A 20,615-nucleotide genomic window follows, 5' to 3' on the forward strand; every position below is an offset into this window, starting at 1 on the left:
GGTAGTATTGGATCCTCATGAATACCCCCTTCGGTTTCAGGTTGAAGGTTTATGTATCATGAGTGCCGTCAGGTCACGGCTTTATTCTATCATTCAGCGCAAGATGTGTCAATAGATAACTGTACAAAAAAACTCCCCACAAAATAATAATTGTGTGATATAATATGTATGATGTAAAAGAATTAGATAGCAGGAGAACGGACTGTTTATATAATGCCACTACTGAAAGTGAATTTTATGCAGTATTTTATTGAAACTTTGGCTCTTTGTTAAGGCTTTTACAGAAATAGCCAGCAATTTGTGTGTGATATTGACATTTATATACTTTTATGATATAATTAACAAGGATTTTGGCAATAAATTTATTTATTTTTAACAAGAAATGAGTTGGCAAAAATTATGAGAAACGGTACAATTCGACAGACAGACAGGATAACTGCGTCTTTTTTTCAATATGGAAAAAAGCACGCTCTTTGGGCAGCCATGCCTAAAGAGCGTGCTTTTCGTTTTTGCCGATAATTTTTTCGGGGGTAAGGATAAATGAACAATGATAATTACAGCGGCGGATTGACTCGTGAGCAGTTTCTTTTTGAGGAAACAAGGATAACTGCAAGGCTCATGGATCAGGGCTTGGAAGATAAAGAAATAGTGGACATGATACAGGCAGACAACCTGTTTCAGTACCCGACAGAGAAGATGCTTCGGTCCAAGGCTCTATCGTGTCTGAGGAGGCTGAAGGCGCTTGACAATAAACATCTTGTTTATCATCTTGCGCATGGTTCGGGCAGCCTTGCAAGGCAGATAAATCTATATGCTGTTATGAGGGAAAATGCGATCGTATGGGATTTTTTTGTTTATACGATCGGTGATAAATACAAAGCACAGGATCTTAACTTTACTCAAAGGGATATCAACGCATTTATAAGCGAGCTTATGGAACGTGTCCCGAAGTGTTCGCAGTGGAGCGAATCTACAGAGAAAAAAATCAAGCAGGTACTTAAGAAAATGCTCGTTGAGTGCGGGTTCCTCAGAGATATAAAATCTGAAAGATTGGAACAGATCTACCTTTATCCCGAGCTTGAGGACGGCATTGTTGCAAACGGTGACAGCATTGTGCTTGCAGCATTTAACAGTATCAGATGAGAGGTAATGATATGAGCGATATAAAAGACAGACTCGCAAAGGTCGAGGAGCTTATTTCAGATGAGAAATTCCTCACCAATAAAGGCGTTGCAAATGAGGTTGGGATTCATATTTTTCAGTATGATCCCAAGGATGAGATAACAGTAAGGAGCTTTTTTGAAGAGCTCAGTCAGTCAGCAGGCAAGCCGTTCAGATTTGTTGAGTGTGATCTGTTTGAGATCTTTCTGCAGATATGCGATGAAAAGCATCTTACAAAGAATATCGAGAAAACAGAAGAAAAACGAGGCAAGGATTATCTGCTGACTAATATCCACAAGGCTGTTCCGGTCGAGCTGTATGTTAAGAAAATGCAGTATGAGCCGCACGAGCAGGGCGATATACTCCTTATAACCGGCGTGGGTAAGGTGTATCCGTTCATGAGATCACATACTGTGCTCAACAACATTCAGCATATGTTCTCGGATATTCCGGTAATAATGCTTTATCCGGGCAGCTATGACGGACAGAGCCTGAAGCTGTTTTCAAAATTCACCGATGACAACTATTACAGGGCGTTCAACCTGATCTGAAACGGGGGCAATGAAAATGCAATTGCAGAATATATACAAGGCGGACATAAACAGAAATATCAACGGAGTTATCAAGGTTGCACAGGATGATGAGGCATCAATAAAGCAGGAGCTTAGCGAGTATGTTATTACCAGAGAGCTGAGAAGTCATTTTGCGACTTTTTTTGAGAACTATGAGAACTCGATCCACGAGCCGACGGATAAGATAGGCGTTTGGATCTCGGGCTTTTTTGGAAGCGGTAAATCTCACTTCCTGAAGATGCTTTCTTATCTGCTGTCAAACCCTGTTGTTGCGGGTAAAAGAGCTGTGGATTACTTTTCGGATAAGTTTGATGATCCGATGATGTTTGCACAGATAGAAAGCTGCGCAAAGGTACCTACGAAGACTATTCTTTTCAATATAGACAACAAAGCACCGATAAACAAGGACAAGACGGTTATCGTAAGGACTTTTGCAAAGGTGTTCTATGAGCATCTCGGATATTACGGCGATGATCTGAAGGTCGCTAAGTTTGAGCAGTTCCTTGCGAAGTCAGGAAAATCAGATGCTTTCAAGAACAGCTTTGAACAGATCAATGGTGACAGCTGGGAAGATGCAAGAACAGCATTCGGGCTTATAGAGGACGATATTGTTGAAGCTCTGACAGGCGGTATCGGAATGAGCGAAACAGCTGCACGCAACTGGTTCAACGGAACAGAGGATGCCGAGATAAGCATCGAGAGCCTTGTAAGAGATATCAAGGATTATATTGATTCACAAGGCAAGGATTTCAGGCTTATGTTCATGGTCGATGAGATCGGTCAGTACATAGGCTCGGACAGTAATCTTATGCTCAATCTCCAGACCATCGTTGAAGAGATCGGAACACGCTGCGCAGGCAGAGTGTGGGTAATGGTGACCAGCCAGGAGGCTATTGACAGCATTACAAAGATAAGCGGAAACGATTTTTCAAAGATCCAGGGCAGATTCAATACCAGGCTTAGTCTTTCTTCGTCTTCTGTTGATGAGGTCATAAAGAGAAGAATACTTGCAAAGAACGAGCAGGGCGAGGATATGCTCAAAATGAGCTATGCTAAAAACGAAATGGTCCTTAGGAATCTCTATACGTTCGATAAAAATGCTGCGGTGCTCGATATGAAGGGCTATGCAGGTGAGGGAGAGTTTGTAGAGACATACCCATTTGTGCCATATCAGTTCAAGCTCATGCAGAATGTTCTTGTTCAGATAAGGCAGCACGGCAATTCGGGCAAGCATCTTTCAGGCGGAGAGCGTTCGATGCTTTCAGGCTTCCAGGAGGCTGCTCAGGCAATCGGTGACAAGGACGAGAATGCCCTTGTGCCTTTCTGGAGATTTTACGATACTGTTCACACATTCCTTGAGGGTACTATCCGCCGTGTTATCGACAGATGTCAGACTGCTGCGGATGGTAATGACGGTGTGGAACAGTATGATGTCAGTGTTCTCAAGCTTTTGTACCTGATAAGATATGTAAACGATGTAAGGGCCAATGTTGATAATATCACCACGCTAATGATAGATGACATAAGAGCTGACAAGATCGAAATGAGGAAAAAGATACAGAATTCTCTTGACAGGCTTGTATGGCAGAACTATGTTTCAAGAAGCGGTGACACTTACACGTTCCTGACCAATGATGAGCAGGATATAGAAAGAGATATCAAAAAGACGATGATCGGAGTAATGGATCTGACCAAGGGAATGAGCGATATTCTTTTCCAGGAGCTGTTCGATGAGAGAAAGCTTCGTTACGGCAAGAACGATTTCCCGTTTGACAGAGTAGTTGATGATGTTCCTGTCGGTCAGCCCAACGGCGCAATTCAGCTGTATTTTGTAACCTCTGCCAATTGCAGCTTTAACGAAGATGATGATCCTGCGTACAGATTGTACTCAGGCTCACACAATGCGGCACTTATTGCTTTGCCTGATGATAACAGGTATCACAATGAGCTTGAAGAGGCACTGAAGATCGAGAAATACTTAAAAGAAAAGAATGTTTCGCAGATGCCTGAGGCTATCCAGACTATCATCAGATCAAAGCGTGATCAGGCGCATATGTATAAGCAGCACGCAAAAGAGCTTACCAAGAAAGCTATTGCAGATGCAGATGTTTATGTTGCGGGTGAAAAGCTGAATATAAAGACAAGCGATATACATGAAAAGATCAGGAGAAGCCTTGAGGCGCTTGTTGAGAGTGTTTATACAAAGCTGAGCTATGTCAGAAAAAACTATGATGATGACTCGGATATACTAAAGATTCTTGCAGGTGCTGACGGGCAGACCAGCTTTGATGGCATCGGTTCACCTAACAGTGAGGCGTGCGACGAGGTCTTGCAGTATGTTGACCTTCAGAATCACAAGAGTATCCCAGCTAATATGATGGATATACACAGGAGATTTTCAGGCATACCGTATGGCTGGAGAGAGATAGATATAGCAGGCGTTGTTGCTGAACTGGTCGCACAGAGAAAGCTTACCGTAAGCTACAGCGGTGAAGCGGTACTTGCGGCTGACAGAAAAATGCCCGATTACCTGCGCAAGAAAAATGCAATTGATAAAACAGTTATCAGTATGCGTGTGAGCATATCACCTAAGCTCATCAAGGACGCAAGAGATGTTCTCAAGGAGTATTATAATGTCAATACCATGACGATACCTGAGGACGAGGACAAACTGATAGAATACATTGTTGACAGTTTCACAAAAGATAAGCAGCGCCTTACGGATATGCTTTCCAATGAGTACGGACAGCACAGATATCCGGGAAAGGATACGGTGCAAAAAGGTATTGATCTGCATAACAAGCTGCTTGCACAGAGAAAGGATAACGTAGCTCTTTTAAATGCTATAGTTGATTCGCAGGACGAGATGTTTGACCAGGCGGACGATATGGCAGATGTTGATTCATTCTTCAAAATACAAAAGGAGGTTTTCAAAAAGGCAGCAGCTCAGGCAGCTCGGCTTGAAAATGAAAAAGACTATCTTGAAGCAGACAGCGAGGCAGTAAAAACACTTGGCAGGATCAGAGAGATACTTGAAAGCCCACGTCCATACAACCGCATAAGCGAATTGCCGGAGCTTTGCAAAACGCTTGAGGATAAATATAATGCGATCTTAGCTCTGAAAAAAGATGAGCTGAGCAGTGATATTATTTCGGCACGGGGTGATGTTCACCAGGCAGCTGACGAGATAAAGCAGCAGGATATTATCAAGCGTGCTGATGATGAGCTGGATATGAAGCTCAGCGATGTCAGAAATGCTGATTCAATTACAAGACTTGATGCGATGAAGACACGTATCAATGCGATAAGACAGAAGTATATCCAGCAGATAATGACACCGCCTGATGGAAAAGTTGATATAGTTACAACGAGCAGAAGTGCTGTTTGTCACAGTGCTAAACTGAGATCAGAGGCGGATATTGACGAGTATCTGTCAGAGGTAAAGCAGAGGCTTATGGAAAAGCTCGGTGAACACGAAATACTTCAGATAATGTAACAGGAGCGAACGATGAATAAAACAGCGATAAAAAATTTCGCCATAGGGGCAAGAGTAAGTCTTATCTCGGCGGTTACGCAGAGAGCTTACGAGTACGAGATCACAAAGGACGGCGAGAACACTGCTGCGCTTGATCAGGTCAGCGGCAGACCGCTTACACCGACCGAGAAAAGCCAGCGTTCACAGCTCATCGCAAGGATAAACGAAAAGGGCTTTGACAATGTGATGGAGGAGGCTGCGTACACCTGGTTCAACAGGTTCACAGCTCTGCGTTACATGGAGGTCAATGGCTACCTGCCAACGAGGATAAAGGTTTTCTCGAACGAAAGCGATGAGTTCAAACCGGAAATACTTTCGCAGGCTCTCGATGTTGAGATCGAAGGGCTTGATAAGTCGTACATAGTTGATCTGATAGATGCACAGGATAACGAAACGCTTTACAAGTATCTGCTGATAGCGCAGTGCAATGCTCTGAATAAGGGGCTGCCCGAGCTTTTTGAGCAGATAGGCGGCTGGACGGAGCTTTTGTTCCCGAGAAATCTGCTGCGTGAGGACAGCGTAATTGCACGAATGGTAAAGGATATTCCGCAGCAGGATTGGCAGGATCAGGTGCAGATCATCGGGTGGCTGTATCAGTATTACAACAGCGAGCCCAAGGACAAGGTTTTTGCAAATCTGAAAAAGAATATCAAGATCAGTAAGGACGACATACCAGCGGCAACACAGCTTTTCACTCCCGACTGGATAGTTCGGTATATGGTGGAAAACTCCCTCGGTCGGCTGTGGGCAGAGGGTCACGGCAAGATTGATTCTGCCGACTGGAAATACTATCTTGAAGAAGCACAGCAGGAGGAATCTGTAAAGGCAGAGCTTGAAAAGCTGCGGGCGGAGTATGCGCAGATAAAGCCCGAGCAGATCAAGTTCCTTGACCCGTGTATGGGGTCGGGGCATATCCTCGTGTATGCGTTTGACCTGCTGATGAGCATTTACACGCAGCAGGGCTGGAGCGAGCGTGATGCAGCGGTTAGTATAATCACAAAGAACCTGTACGGGCTGGACATTGACCGCCGTGCGTATCAGCTGGCGTATTTCTCGCTGATGATGAAAGCAAGGCAGTACAACCGCAGGCTGCTGAGTCTGTCGGCAGAGGGTGCCTGCACGCCGAATCTTGCGAATTTTCAGGACATCGGCAGATTCAGCACAGATATGCTGACGGGGGAGATAGCGCAGCTTGCAGGGCAGTTTGAGAACTGCGACACCTACGGCTCGCTGATAGACGTGCAGGAAATACAGGGACTTGACGAGGCGATCGACGAGTTTCACGGGGTGATCGGGTTCAACGCACAGCAGCTTGAGCGAATGATGCAGCTTTACAAGATACTTTCGCAGCGGTACGATGTGGTGTGCACCAATCCGCCGTATATGGGCGGCTCTGGAATGAACAGCACGCTGTCAGCGTTTGTCAAAGACAAGTATCCCGACAGCAAGAGCGACCTGTTTGCGTGCTTTATTGAAAAGTGCGGAAAGTTCGCAAAGGCTGACGGATTATATGCGATGATAACACAGCACGCTTGGATGTTCCTGTCGAGCTATGAAGGACTGCGGAAAATGTTGTTAAATCACAAATCAATAATTGATATGGCGCACTTAGGCATTGGCACATTTGAGGATTTGAATAGTAAAGTTGTTCAGTCAGTTTCTTTTGTATTTTGCAATAATTATATACATAGCTATCTTGGAAGATATGATAGGCTTTTTGAGAAACAGGGTTTGCAGGAGAGCAATAATGATAAAGCTCAATGGTTAATTCAAGGAAAGCATAAGTTCCATGTGAAGCAGGAAAACTTCTCCAAGATTCCGGGTATGCCGGTGGCTTATTGGGTGAGTGAGAATTTTGTTAGGGCGTTTGAACACGGCACTCTACTTGGAGAAATTGCTGACTCAAAACAAGGACTTGCAACAACAGATAATAAAAGATTTCTTAGGTTATGGTTTGAAATATCATACAAAGATATAATGTTTAACGTTGATGACATTGAATCAGCTGCTAAGACTATGGCAAAGTGGTTTCCCTATAATAAAGGGGGAGAATACAGAAAATGGTATGGCAACAATGATTACATTGTTAATTATCAAGATGATGGTGAAGAGATAAAGAAGAATGTTTTACGAAAGTACACATATCTCAAAACGCCAGACTTTGTTGTAAAAAATACTAATTATTATTTTAAGGAATGTTTTAGTTGGTCTTTGATTTCTTCAAGTGTTGCAGCATTTAGGTATAAAGAAAAAGGTTTTATTTTTGATGTTGCAGGAATGAGTTGTTTCTCGAAAAATAACCTTCTTTATTTACTTGCGCTTTGTAATAGCAACTTTGTTATGAAAGTTCTTGAAATAATTGCGCCAACAATAAACTATCAATGTGGTGATATTGCAAATATTCCAGTGATTTTCCCTGAATCTCTGGACGAAAAGAACCATATTGAGAAAATGGTTAAAGAAAGTATTAACTTATGTAAAATTGACTGGGACAGCTTTGAAACAAGCTGGGATTTTGAAAGGCACCCGTTGGTGTGAGGTAAGAAAAATGTGTGATGTGATATGTAATATATTAATTGGTTTATTAAGTGGTATTGTTTCAAGTGGAATAGTTACAATTGCGTATGATAAAAAAACAAAGAAAATTGAGCATGAGCGTAATTTCAACGCTGACAAACAGGTGTATCATAGATATATTCTTAGTATAAGGAACGAACTGTTTTTTGCATATAAAAATAATGATTATGAAAACTTGATAAGGACAATTGAAAACGAACCGATTAGAGATAGTTTTACCAATTTAGATGATGAGAGTCATAAGAGCATAGGAGAGATTAGTAATTTTATTTCGCAGATGAAAGAAAGAATCCTATCAACAGGTTATTCTATGAAAGAAAAAGATTATAAAATCTATAACGGAAAACTATTTCAGTATAGTGTTCACGCATTGAAACTTGAGGAAGTGAAGGAAAATGGGAAAACTGATAAGTGACAAATACAAAGTATGGGAACAGGAATGCGAAGCCCGTTTCCAGAAGCTAAAGGCGAACGAGGAAGAACTCAACCGCATTTTTATCGACATTTACGGCTTGGGCGGCGAGCTGACACCCGAGGTGGAGGACAAGGACGTGACCGTGCGCCGTGCAGACCTCACCCGTGAGATCAAAAGTCTTGTCAGCTACGCTGTGGGCTGTATGTTCGGGCGGTACAGCGTTCAGCGCAAAGGGCTGGTGTTCGCAGGCGGCGAGTGGGGCGATGCGTTCCGTGAAAGCGAGGAGTCTAAAAATCAGCAGGAGGAGGCGCTCTCCGAGGCGGGCAGGGCGCTGAATGTCAAGAAAAAAGTCTACGATGAGATATTCATTGACGGTGCCTGGGAAAAGTGTATTTTCCCGCCCGACAGCGACAATGTTATCCCGATCTGCGATGACGAGTATTTCCGTGACGATGCAACCACCCGCTTTGTCGAGTTCGTTAAGGTCGTTTACGGCGAGGACACCCTTGAGGAAAACCTCAATTTTGTCGCTGACGCTCTCGGCACAAAGGGCGACGGCGCAAGGGAAAAGATACGCAGTTATTTTCTGAACGATTTTTACCCAGACCACTGCAGGATCTATCAGAAACGTCCGATCTACTGGCTTTTCAGCTCGGGCAAAAAACACGGCTTCAAGGCGCTGATGTATATTCACCGCTACCGCCCCGACACCGTTGCAACGGTCAGAACAAACTATGTTCACGAGCTTCAGGAGCGTTACCACACGCAGATAGAAATGCTGGAGTCTCAGCTCGTATCGGCATCGGGTGCACAGCAGGCACGCATCAAAAAGCAGCTGGAAAAACTGCGTACACAATCCGATGAGATCGCTGCTTACGAGCCAAAGGTCAAGCACCTTGCGGATTCGATGATACCGCTTGACCTTGATGACGGCGTAAAGAATAACTACGAAAAGCTTTCAGACATTCTGGAGAAAATCAAGTAAAAAGGGCTGGTTCAAATGACCATTGAAAATATAAAGCAAAATCTTACCGAGCGTTTCAGCGCACCGCTGCTGGAGTTCTACAAGCGCCGCATTGTGTTCTGGTTCGATCCCGAAAAAGAGTTCGAGGACGTTATTGATGAGCTTGTTCCTGACGGTGTTAAGCTGCTAAAGCTCACGGGCAGCAATAATTTCACTGCAAAAAAGCTGCTGGAGCACGATGATGCTCAGTGCGATTACCTCGTCTATGATCCCACCGAACACGGCAGAGCCCAGGACAACTGGCTGCACGATATCGAGCTTTACAGCGAATCGTTCAGTGCCGACAGGATATCTATGTTTATGCAGGATATTGGCATCCCCGACGAGCATAATTTCCGTAAGGCTTTAAAGGGCTATTCAAAGTTTCTGGCAAGCCAGGACAGAGTGGGTAAGCTGAAGGCTTTCGGCACAAAGTATACATCTGTCGGTCAGCTGAACTGTGATATTATTGCCGTACTTCTCGGCGTTAAAGATAACAGCAGCCGAGGAATCATCAAGTCGCTGATGATTGCTTCACTGCGGTGTGATGACAGCTATATGCTTGAAAACATAACTAAGTTCGGTAATGATGATGCTTTCCGCCAGATGCTGATAAACTCCGTTGGCTTTGCAAGTGAAGCGATCGATCTGAATGAGCTTGCGGCGCATGTTATCATTTCAGCGGCAGCATCAGAGCTTGGCGACGATATGGTGGACGGCTTGGAAAAGTATATTTCCGAGCAGAGCTCAAAATGTGATAATTGCTATTCTCTTATCAGCGATTGGCAGCACTCGGGTGACAGTGATGTATTGTACGAAATAATCGCACAAGTCAATGAGCGTTTGCAGCTTAATGAAAAGTTCAGAACACTGGAATACGAAACTCTGCAGCGTGCCAGCTGTCTGCCTTGCTTTGATGAGCTTTTGCTTGAAAAGATGTACTCAGGTCTGATAAATGACAGCATCCGCACAGATGAGCTTATCAGCGTATGTGAGAGCCGAAAGCTATGCGGCTGGATAGATAAGTATCGTGATGTATATGATGGTATCAGCTGCGCTGCACAGATGATAGAGTGTCTGCGTGAAAGCATGGCACAGCTACACGTATCGCAGTATAGCGAATTGTGGTCGCTGTATACTGACAAGCTCTGTTATATAGATACATATTACAGAAAGTTCTGCCTTGCATTTGAACGCTCGGTAAAGCACCCGATCGACTATCTTGACGATATTTTCAAGACAGCTGCTGAAAGGGTAGAGAATATTTACAAGAATGAATATCTTTGCAAGCTCGGTTCAAAATGGTCTGCACTTATCGCTGATGATGTGAGAGAAGATATGTGTCTTGTGGGTATCGAGCAGCAATGTGAATTCTATAAGCGCAAGGTCCAGCCGATAGTTTCGGGAGGATCAAGAGTCTATGTTATAATCTCTGATGCATTCAGATACGAAGCAGCAAAGGAGCTTGAAAAGAGACTTACCGCTGAAACTAACGGTAATGCTAAGCTTTCTTCCATGCAGTCTGTTTTCCCTTCTGCGACCAAATATGGAATGGCTGCACTGCTTCCGCATAGCGATCTTGAGTTAACAGACGATATGAAGGTCACCTGTGACGGATCAAGCACCTCAGGCACTTCAAATCGTGATAAGATTCTCAAAAAAAGTAACGCTAAAAACGCTGCTGTGAAGTACACAGACCTTATGGCTATGAAAAAAGAGGACAGACGTGCTCTTGTCAACGGTGCTGATGTAGTTTATATCTACCACAACAGCATAGATGCAATGGGTGAAGAGGCTGCTACCGAAAATCAGGTGTTTGAGGCTTGCGAGACAGCAATGGAGGAGATCAAGTCAGCAGTCAAAATGATCTGCGGAACACTCAGCGGTTCAAACATAATCATCACCGCAGATCACGGATTTTTGTACTCAAGAAGTCCGCTTGAGGAGAGCGAAAAACTTGATAAGCAGCATATTACGGGTGAGATAAAAGAACTCGACAGACGATATGCTGTAACTTCGGCGGATTCAAATGCAGAGTATATGCTTGATGTTTCTTTAAACAGATATGGCACTGATTACAAGGGCTTTGCACCTCAGGAGTCGATAAGGATCAAAATGCAGGGCGGTGGTGTGAACTATGTGCACGGCGGAATGAGTCTGCAGGAAATAGTTGTTCCTGTTATTGAGTTCAAGAACTACCGCGCGGATTCAAAGAATTTTGTGGACATAAAGAAAGTCCAGCTCCAGCTGCTTGCGGAAAGCAGAAGGATAACCACATCGTCTGTATTTATCAGATTCTATCAGGTAGAGCCTGTTGAGGGCAAGACGATCGCTGCATCATTTGAAGTGTACTTCACCGATAAAAACGGAAATATCATTAGTGATGTGCATACTATTACAGCTGATAAGGTTTCACAGAATGCTCAGGACAGAGTTTTCAAAGTGAACTTTGCTATGAAAGGTGAGCAGTTCAGCGACAGCGAGGTATATTATCTTAACATAGCTGATAAGGATAGCAAGGAAGTGCTTGCTAAGGAAGACTACAAGATCAACATAGCTTTTGCTGATGACTTTGATTTTTAATTGTTTGGAGGAATAACCATGGATGCTCTTGACAGAAAGGTCATAGATACTTTTCCGGGGAAGATAGTAAGAAAGGATCTCACTGCGCTGATGAAGCGTGGTGCGAATGTGCCAACGTATGTGCTTGAATATCTTCTTGGAATGTACTGCTCGACAGATGATGAGGAGATCATAAATAACGGCATCGAAAAGATAAAGAAAATTCTTTCCGAGAACTATGTCAAGCCCGATCAGAGTGAGTATGTGAAATACAAGATCAAGGAAAAAGGCCGCTACACGGTCATTGACAAGATAACTGTGCGTTTTGATGAGGATGAATGCAAGTACATTGCTGAGTTTACAAACCTTGATATATCACCGTTTGAGGTGCAGTCTGACCTTGTTTCACATAACGAAAAGCTGCTTATCGGCGGTATCTGGTGCATAGTAAAGATCGAGTATAAGGATCCTGATATGCAGCAGGAAGAAGAAACCTTCGATATCTTTGACGGCGACAAGCAAAAACAGAAAAGGGGCAGAAAAAAGAAGTCAAAGTACGGATCACCATTCAGCATTGAGTCGCTAAGACCGATACAGATGGCAAATCTTGATCTTGATGAGATAATAAATGCAAGAAGCGAGTTTACAAAAGACGAATGGATATCTCTTATGCTGCGCTCCGCAGGATACGAGCCTGATGAGCTTGATGAAAAGCAGAAGCTGCATTATATGCTCAGATTTGTGCCGTTTATTCAGAAGAATTATAACCTCGTTGAACTTGGACCGAGGGGTACAGGCAAAAGCCATGTTTACAGCGAGCTTTCGCCGTTCTCGATCCTGATGAGCAGCGGACAGACGACTGTTTCAAATATGTTTTACAATCTGTCTGCACGCAGAGTCGGTCTGGTAGGTAACTGGGACTGCGTTGCTTTTGATGAGGTCGGCGGAATGAAAAAAGCTCCCGTTGATTTTGTTCAGACGATGAAAAACTACATGGCTAACGGTTCGTTTGCAAGAGGTTCTGAATCGATAGGCAGCGATGCATCTATCGCATTTGAGGGCAATACTTTTAGAACAGTCGGTGAAATGCTGCGCACAACGAATCTGTTTGAACCGTTCCCGGATTCGTTCAATAATGACTCGGCATTCTTTGACAGGATACACGCATATCTTCCGGGCTGGGAGACACCGAAGCTGCGTTCAAGCCTGTTCACTCAGCACTTCGGGCTTATTTCAGACTGCTTTTCAGAGTATTGTCATGCTATGAGAAAGTATGATTTCACCAACAGCTTCGGCGAGTATTTTGAGCTTAACCGCAACTTCAATACCCGTGATGAAACGGCTGTCAGAAGGACATTCTCAGGGCTTGCAAAGCTATTGTACCCTGATGAAGTTATGACCAAGGACGAGATGAAAGAACTGCTTGAGTATTCGATCGAATGCCGACGCAGAGTGAAAGAGCAGCTTCGTAAAATGGAGCCTACCGAGTTCAGTGATGTAGGACTGGGATACATTGACCTGGAAACTAATGAAGAACATATAGTTTATCTTCCCGAAGAAGCAGACGGCACGCTTATTCCGGAAGGCTTTGAAAAGCCCGGTTATGTATATGCTGTCGGAAAGTCTGTCGAGGATAAGGTCGGCATATACAGGCTTGAAAACAAGCTGCTTGACAGCGGAAGCGGAAAGCTCAGCTTCAAGAATGTTGAGGGCTTGGGAAAATCTCCGAAAGCAGTCAGGGAAAGCATTATTGCTGCATTCAATTATTGCGGTGAAACTTATGCTAATCTGGTCAGAAACAGATTCGCTGATTACGATTACAGCCTTTTCTTCAATGACCTTCAGGGAAAGGGTTCAAGTGATGAGCTGTCAGTTGCAGAGGTCGTTGGGCTGTTTTCGGCACTCGCTAACCGTCCTGTTATGCCTTCAACTATAATCTGCGGCAAGGTGGTAATGTCGGGCAGCATGATGCCGCTTACAAGTGATATCAGCGAGATATTTGTTGCCTGTGCAAATGCAGGTGCAAAGAGGATCTTTATGCCTGACGATTTCAGGGATAAGTATGACACTCTGCCAGAAAGAATAAAAAACGAGATAAAGGTCGTCTTTTATACGTCGCCGCTGGATGCGGCTAAAAAAGCACTCGGAGTTGATTATTGATGGACGTTTACAAGTGCATAGCCTGCGGTGAAGAAAAGCAGAGCGATACGCCCTGCAGCTGCAGTATCTGCGGATTCACAATGTATAAGACTCCGTATGACAGAAAAGATCTCATCATTTCGGAGATAAGAAGATATATTTATTCGTACTCTACCGATCCGATTAAAATGAATGAGCTGGAATTCCGTGGTCTCAAAGAGGCATTGACACGTTTCCCAAGCTACAGCGAAATAAGCAGGTTTGTTCACGATGCAGAAAAGACAGAGGTATTCATTGACCGTCTTAACAGGTCATGTGACCAGCTGAACGAGTATGTACACAAAAGCTATGAAAACAGTTTTGTTGCCGATCTTGACAAAGCAGAGGATCATATGATCGAAAACAAGCTTACTCTTGATGCCTTTTTTGATGTGCTTGGAAAGAGTTACGAAGTAAAGGATATTGAGCTGCCGAAAGTCGTTATGCACTATGTAGTGACGCCTTTTGACGAACGTGTAAGAAAAGCCGATGAGCTTTTTGAGCTGCAAAAACAGGTGATAGCAAAGCTGTGGAGGTTCATCAAGCAGAACAATCTCTTTGGTGAGAAGTCGTTTGCCTCAAAGAAGATAATGAAACTCGGCAAGGATCCGCAGTGGGACGAGCTTTATTCCAAATGCAGGCAGGAACTTGAACGAGTACTTGAAAAAAGGTATATGGTGGATATATTTGATGATGGCACTGCAGAGATCGGTGAAATGCTCGGTGCGGTAATGAGTGCTGTCAATGTTATCATCAGCTCGGATATACTGCGGTCAAGTAAGAAGTATATTTTCAACGGTGAAAAATGGCTTGGGCAGGATGAGTGTGAGCAGCGTATCAGCGAGTGCTTGAACAGCATATTTGCAGATGCAAGAGAGGTTGCAGACAGTGAGGATTTCTTAAAAGAAGAATCTGAGGATAAGCTCTTTGATATCTACAACGAGATGCTTGAAATGGATCCTAAAATGTATATGAAGCTTTACAAGGGCAAGCTGTTTGTAGGCAGGGCAGAGCGAAAACTCAACGAGCTTATCGGGCTTGATGTAATAAAGAACAACATTCAGAAGATAAAGGCATATGCGCTCGCAAATAAAAATGATGAGAATTTCAACCTGCATATGTGCTTTTACGGAAATCCGGGAACTGGCAAGACGGAGGTCGCCCGCATTATTGCTGGAATACTGCACGAAAATGGTTTGCTGCCGACGGACAAGGTGATAGAAACAGACCGCAGCGGACTTGTTGGCAGATATATGGGCGAAACGCCGCAGAAAACTCTTGAGGTCATAGCCGCTGCAATGGGCGGTGTGCTGTTCATTGATGAGGCGTATTCGCTTGTGCCTGATGATAATGGACAGGATTACGGTCACGAGGCTGTTGCCACGCTTATAAAGGCGATGGAGGATTTCAGAGGCAAATTCTGCGTTATCCTTGCAGGCTATAAGAACAAGCTCAACGAGATGATAAAAACCAATCCGGGTTTTCGTTCCCGCATTCAGTTCGAGCTTGATTTCCCTAACTACTCCCGTGAGGAGCTTGGCAGGATAGCAAAGATGATGTTCAGAAACAGAAAATATTCCATCAGTGATCCTGCTATGGACAAGGTGCTTGATATAACTGATGTCAGGCGAAAGGATCCCAACTTTGCAAACGCAAGAGAGATCAGAAATATAATCGACCAGGTCGTTATGAACAACAGCCTGCGCTGTATTGGTTCGGAGGAGCGCATTGTTGAGATAGTTGATGTCAACAAGTACATAAAGGATTCTGGCATTAATTTGCCGCTGACGAACGATAAGGTCAACAGGCGTATTCTCACAGCTGATGAGGAACTTGATGCTCTTGTCGGGCTTGACGCTGTCAAGCGTATGGTGAAAAAGATAAAGGCTTATGGAAAGCGTAACAAGGACAGCGCAGATTTCAATATGCACATGTGCTTTTACGGAAACCCCGGAACGGGCAAGACAGAAGTTGCCAGGATACTTTCACGGCTTTTGTACGATGCAGGTGTTCTGCCCGAAGCAAAACTGACAGAGACCGACGCACACGGTCTTATCGGCAAGTATGTAGGTTCTACTGCACCAAAGACGCTTGAAAAGATCAACGATGCTATGGGCGGTGTGCTGTTTATTGACGAGGCGTATGCACTGACTAATGACAGCAAGAGTGCAGAGTACGGCGACGAGGCAATATCTGTTCTGCTGAAAGAGATGGAAGACAAGCGGGGAAAGTTCTGCGTTATCATGGCAGGCTACAAAGACGAAATGACGGAGATGATAAGTACCAACCCGGGACTTGCATCACGCATTCAGTTCACGCTGGATTTTGAGGACTATACCCGTGAAGAGCTTGGTGAGATAGCCGTGAGGATGCTTGAAAGCAAGGGCTATGTCATCAGGGAGGATGCACTGAAGCTGGTACTTGACCTGACAGATCATTTCAGAAAGCAGGACAACTTTGCAAACGCACGAACAGTCAGAAATATACTCGATCAGGTTATAATGAACCAGAACCTGCGCACCGAGGACGAGGGCGGAAATGACATTATCCTCAGCGATGTGCAGGACTATATCACCGACGAAAAGATAGATCTTTCCAAGAACCAAACCAAGAAGATCGGGTTTTAAGGAGGTAGGGAAATGGGATTTGAGATTTCGAAAACCGGATTGCTAGCAAAGTATATCAAAGAAGACGATACTCAGGATGTTGTTGTGCCTGAAACTATTAAAGGCATAGGAAAAGATGCATTTAAGGGTATTGAAGGGATAACCTCTGTAAAATTGGGAGCAAAGATCAAAAAAATCACGGTTTGGGGATTTATAAAATGCAGTGATCTGCTTGATATTAATGTCTCGAAGAATAATCCCAACTACTCCAGCAGAGATGGCGTCCTGTATAACAAGGACGGCACGGTTTTGTTATTCATGCCGCAGGGAAGATCTGAACTTGTAATTCCGGAGGGCGTGGTTGAGATAGGTGACTACGCATGTTCATGTGCGTTCAAACTAAACAAGGTAGTTTTGCCAAGCACTTTGAAGACTATAGGAAAAGAAGCGTTTCTGCATTGTTCGTTTGAGCAGATCGCAATTCCCAAAAGCGTTGAAAGCATTTCTGAAAATGCATTTGCCGATTGTACTAAACTGAGAACAGTCAGAATAGATGCAAAACTTGAGGCTATCAGCAGCTATTCATTTGCATTTTGCAAGAAACTCGAAGAAGTTAATATCCCTGAAAGTGTAAAAACTATCGATATAGGAGCATTTGACGGATGTAGTTCTCTTAAGTCTATCGTGTTCTCTGATGGCTTAAAAACCATAGGCCATTATGCATTTAAAAAATGTATTTCTCTTAAGTCCATTATTATCCCCAAGAGTGTGGAAAGAATTCAAAGTTATGCATTTGAAAAATGCGTTTTTGAATACGATGATGTAGTATTCAAAAGCAATGAAACTGTTATGGAAATATGTGCTTTCCCTGATAGTGTATTGGATGAGTATACTCCAACAAAACTGGTGCATAGCCCGGATGAATTCATCGCAACACCCAGACCGCTGCTGGATCAATACATTACGAAAAGCGGTGTGCTCAAAAAAGTTCCTAAAAAAGCGCATAGGTGGCATCTGAAGATCCCTGAGGGAGTTAAAGAGATCGCTGCTGATGCTTTTTCCGGAAGTGCTATAATCCGTGATGTAACTTTCCCGACAAGTCTTACAAAAATAGGGGATCGGGCGTTTTCTGAGTGTGAAAACTTAAAAAAAACTATTTTTGCCAACGGCCTTGAAACGATCGGTGAGAGTGCATTCGAAAAGTGTTCTATTGTACTTGTTGAGCTTCCCAATTCGTTAGTTACTGTCGGCATGAATGCTTTTTGTGAAAACTATAGTTTGCGTAAAGTAGTTGTTCCTTCAAGCGTAAAAACAATAGAAGAAGGCGCTTTTCACAGCAGCAGGTATTTGCAAAGGCTGTTACTGAGCGAAGGCATAGAAGAGATAGGACCTAATGCTTTTTATAATTGTCCTGTATTGGACACTATCGTTCTGCCTAAAAGTCTGACAAAAATCGGAGATAGAGCATTCTGCTATTTAGACCCCGATGACGATGAGGTAATTAATGAATGGATAAACGCACCGATATACTGTTATGAAAACTCTGCCGGTGAGGAATATGCGATAAAGAATAATTTTGAACACAGACCTTATGATGAAGCAGACAATGATCCATATTTCATAATCAAAGATGGAGTATTGGAACGGTACTTCGGTGAATCCGGAAAAACAGAGCTCATTATCCCCGCAGGTGTAAAGGAAATTGGCAGAAGTGCATTTTATAAATGTGATGAATTGGAACATATTATAATTCCAAATGGGGTAACCATTATCGGTGATGGCGCCTTTGCAGCTTGTTATAATCTATCCGAGATAACTATCCCAGAAAGTGTTGTTAGTCTTGGATTCAGGTCGTTTTCAGATTGTAGAAGGCTTGAAAGAGTAATAGTTGAAAATAACGATATTTCGATTGACGATACTGCATTTGAATTATGCTTTGAGCTGAAAGGGCTTACATATATCAATGATCCGGATGCTTATGAGCATAAACGAAAACTTGCATTGAGAAACCCTGAAACTGAGAATAATCAGACTGCTGCAAAAACAAAACAGCAAATTGTCAGCACATCAAAACCTGTGACACCTGTACCGGTTACCGAATCGGCAGAACCGAAAAAGTCGGAGCTTGTTAAGACAGCGGATACTGTTCATGCTACTGATGCCGTTAAGCCTGTTTCAGAGGTTAATCCCGATTCGCCCAATCCCTCATCTCCGGCAGATGTCAAGCCCGCCGAGCCGGCTCCGGTGGAAGCCGAAGCAGCTGCGCCGCAGGTTGCTTCTGCCGAGTACATACCGCCTGTTTTCCCGCCGAGAATCAACGATCTGGAGATCAAGCGTTTTTATGAATATACCGATCCGTTTGCTGATGTTAACGGCAAGGAGTTTGCGGTATTTATTGATGAATTCTATTATGCCTCATGCATAGATTATCTTAATCGCAATGGTGCAAAGGTCGTGCTTTGTCCTTCGGAGAACACGGATTACATTCTTGTTGAGCTTCCCAACTACCACAAGGCGTTTTATTATGCACACAAGGTCGGTTTCAAGGGCAAATTTACATTAGTGGATGATATTAAAAAGTATCTGACAGAAGAAGAAAGAGAGTACTACCATTACTGCGAAGATGTCGTTGGTTTCGAGTTCTCTTATGAACCAAAGATCGATTTTGAAAAAAGCTGCGAACTGATGTATGCCGTGTATGATGTGGTGCTCGGTGAACTTAATAAGTGCAGAACCCGTCCGTATGGTGAAAGCATCAGGTATGTGACATCAATAACTTCTTGCTTAGGATCCTCGAAACCGGATAATTCATACAACGATATGATCGACTGGATAAAGGGCAAAGAGGCTGATGAAAACTTTGATAAATATGAACAATTGATCTACGGTATGTCGTTTGAGGACAAGCTTTGTGCGGTGATGTATGCACTTGCCCGTTACGAGTGGACGGGCTATGAAGATGACGAATCAATGTGCGATTTTGCATACAAGCTCACGCAGAAGTGGTTCAGAAAAAAAGAAAAGCCAAAGCTCAAAGAGAAGATCACTGAAGATGTAGCATATCTCAGATTAAAATTCAAAGATATTGACAAGAGTGAACGCTTCGATGGCATAGGCTTAAAGTATTATGTCCCTTATGTCGACCTGATGAGATTTGAGTGGGCAAAGGAAAGGCTTTGCGTTGTTGCAAGAACTGATAAGAAACAGAAAGTCCTTAAATCCGATGTGTTCTCCGCACAGCAGGGCGATGTGAACCTGTATGTTTGCTATGCTGCTAATCCCGAAAAAGAGGATTATTATTACCTCGACAACACTCAGCCGTTCCAGTGGCGAATGACTCCCGTGGAGATCTGGAACGCTGCAAAAGAAAAGATAGTGTGGCTGTCAAAAAAGGAAATGCCTGCAAACATTCCGGAGCGGATAGATACGAGCATTTCCGAGCTTGAGGAACTCGGTAAGAACGGCAGAAAGAAGATGCTTGACAAGATCAAAAAGCAGGCTGCACAGCTTGAAAAGTACACCCACAAGATAGATCCCGAAAGCGTGCCTTGCTTTGCTGACCTCGGTGCAGTCATCAAGGAACTTGAGGAAAACAAGGCAAAGATTCAGCAGCAGGCAGAAGAAGTTGAGGCGGAGCTCAGAGCGGTCGACAGCAAGCTGAGAGAGGCGTTTGATCAGCAAAGTGCACAGGTGCCGTCGGCAGTCAAGAAAAAGGATACCGAGGCGGAGATCGCAAGGCTGACAGATGAAAAGAGTCACCTTGGATTTTTCAAGGGCAAGCAGAAAAAGGCACTGCAGGCGCAGATAGACGAGCTGAACGCACAGCTGCCGCAGCTCGACAGTGCGATAGCTGCAGAGAAACAGGATCAGAAAGCAAAGTACGACCCGATTATTACCGAACTCGGCACGCAGAAATCGCAGCTCCAGCAAAGGCTGAAAGAACTCAAAGACCTTATCGCCGAGGCAGACAGTACGATAGCATCTCTGAAGTTTTAGGAGGGATTTA

Annotated in this window: 10 protein-coding genes; all 10 read left to right on the forward strand. The window is 43.8% G+C overall.

Features of this window, described 5'->3' with window-relative positions:
* Positions 1 to 540: 540 nt before the first annotated feature.
* Genes T494_RS0110130 through T494_RS0110175 form a run of 10 tightly spaced genes read left to right on the forward strand, consistent with a single transcriptional unit; the run spans position 541 to position 20,605 of the window.
* A complete protein-coding gene (locus T494_RS0110130; RefSeq protein WP_028506201.1) occupies positions 541 to 1,143 on the forward strand; it encodes a DUF1819 family protein in 603 nt (200 codons plus the stop codon).
* Positions 1,144 to 1,154: 11 nt separating this feature from the next.
* Entirely contained in the window at positions 1,155 to 1,712 is a 558-nt protein-coding gene (locus T494_RS0110135; protein ID WP_028506202.1) for a DUF1788 domain-containing protein, read from the forward strand.
* 16 nt (positions 1,713 to 1,728) lie between these two features.
* Positions 1,729 to 5,229, forward strand: a complete 3,501-nt coding sequence (brxC, locus tag T494_RS0110140) for a BREX system P-loop protein BrxC (protein WP_028506203.1) — start codon at positions 1,729 to 1,731, stop codon at positions 5,227 to 5,229.
* A 12-nt stretch (positions 5,230 to 5,241) separates the two neighbouring features.
* On the forward strand, positions 5,242 to 7,806 hold the full coding sequence (pglX, locus tag T494_RS0110145) for a BREX-1 system adenine-specific DNA-methyltransferase PglX (protein WP_028506204.1): 2,565 nt from the start codon (positions 5,242 to 5,244) through the stop codon (positions 7,804 to 7,806).
* A gap of 10 nt (positions 7,807 to 7,816) precedes the next feature.
* Complete coding sequence (locus T494_RS0110150; protein WP_028506205.1) at positions 7,817 to 8,260, forward strand: hypothetical protein; 444 nt, start codon at positions 7,817 to 7,819, stop codon at positions 8,258 to 8,260.
* Positions 8,241 to 9,245, forward strand: coding sequence for a hypothetical protein (locus tag T494_RS14030; RefSeq protein WP_028506206.1), 1,005 nt, complete (start codon positions 8,241 to 8,243; stop codon positions 9,243 to 9,245). Before T494_RS0110150 ends, T494_RS14030 begins: the two co-directional genes overlap by 20 nt.
* A 15-nt stretch (positions 9,246 to 9,260) precedes the next feature.
* Positions 9,261 to 11,846 carry a BREX-1 system phosphatase PglZ type A gene (gene pglZ / locus T494_RS0110160; RefSeq protein WP_028506207.1) on the forward strand — a complete coding sequence of 862 codons (2,586 nt, stop codon included), beginning with the start codon at positions 9,261 to 9,263 and terminating at the stop codon, positions 11,844 to 11,846.
* An 18-nt stretch (positions 11,847 to 11,864) separates the two neighbouring features.
* Positions 11,865 to 13,985 (forward strand): BREX system Lon protease-like protein BrxL, encoded by a 2,121-nt coding sequence (gene brxL, locus T494_RS0110165; RefSeq protein ID WP_051540344.1) that lies wholly within the window; start codon positions 11,865 to 11,867, stop codon positions 13,983 to 13,985.
* Complete coding sequence (locus T494_RS13515) at positions 13,985 to 16,630, forward strand: AAA family ATPase (RefSeq protein ID WP_051540346.1); 2,646 nt, start codon at positions 13,985 to 13,987, stop codon at positions 16,628 to 16,630. The genes brxL and T494_RS13515 overlap by 1 nt, the downstream gene beginning before the upstream one ends.
* A 12-nt stretch (positions 16,631 to 16,642) precedes the next feature.
* The gene (locus T494_RS0110175; RefSeq protein WP_028506209.1) at positions 16,643 to 20,605 is read left to right on the forward strand and encodes a leucine-rich repeat domain-containing protein; all 3,963 of its coding nucleotides are present in this window, start codon (positions 16,643 to 16,645) and stop codon (positions 20,603 to 20,605) included.
* The last annotated feature ends 10 nt before the right edge of the window (positions 20,606 to 20,615 follow it).

The organism is Ruminococcus sp. FC2018 (genome assembly GCF_000621805.1).
Classification (GTDB): Bacteria; Bacillota; Clostridia; order Oscillospirales; family Ruminococcaceae; genus Hominimerdicola.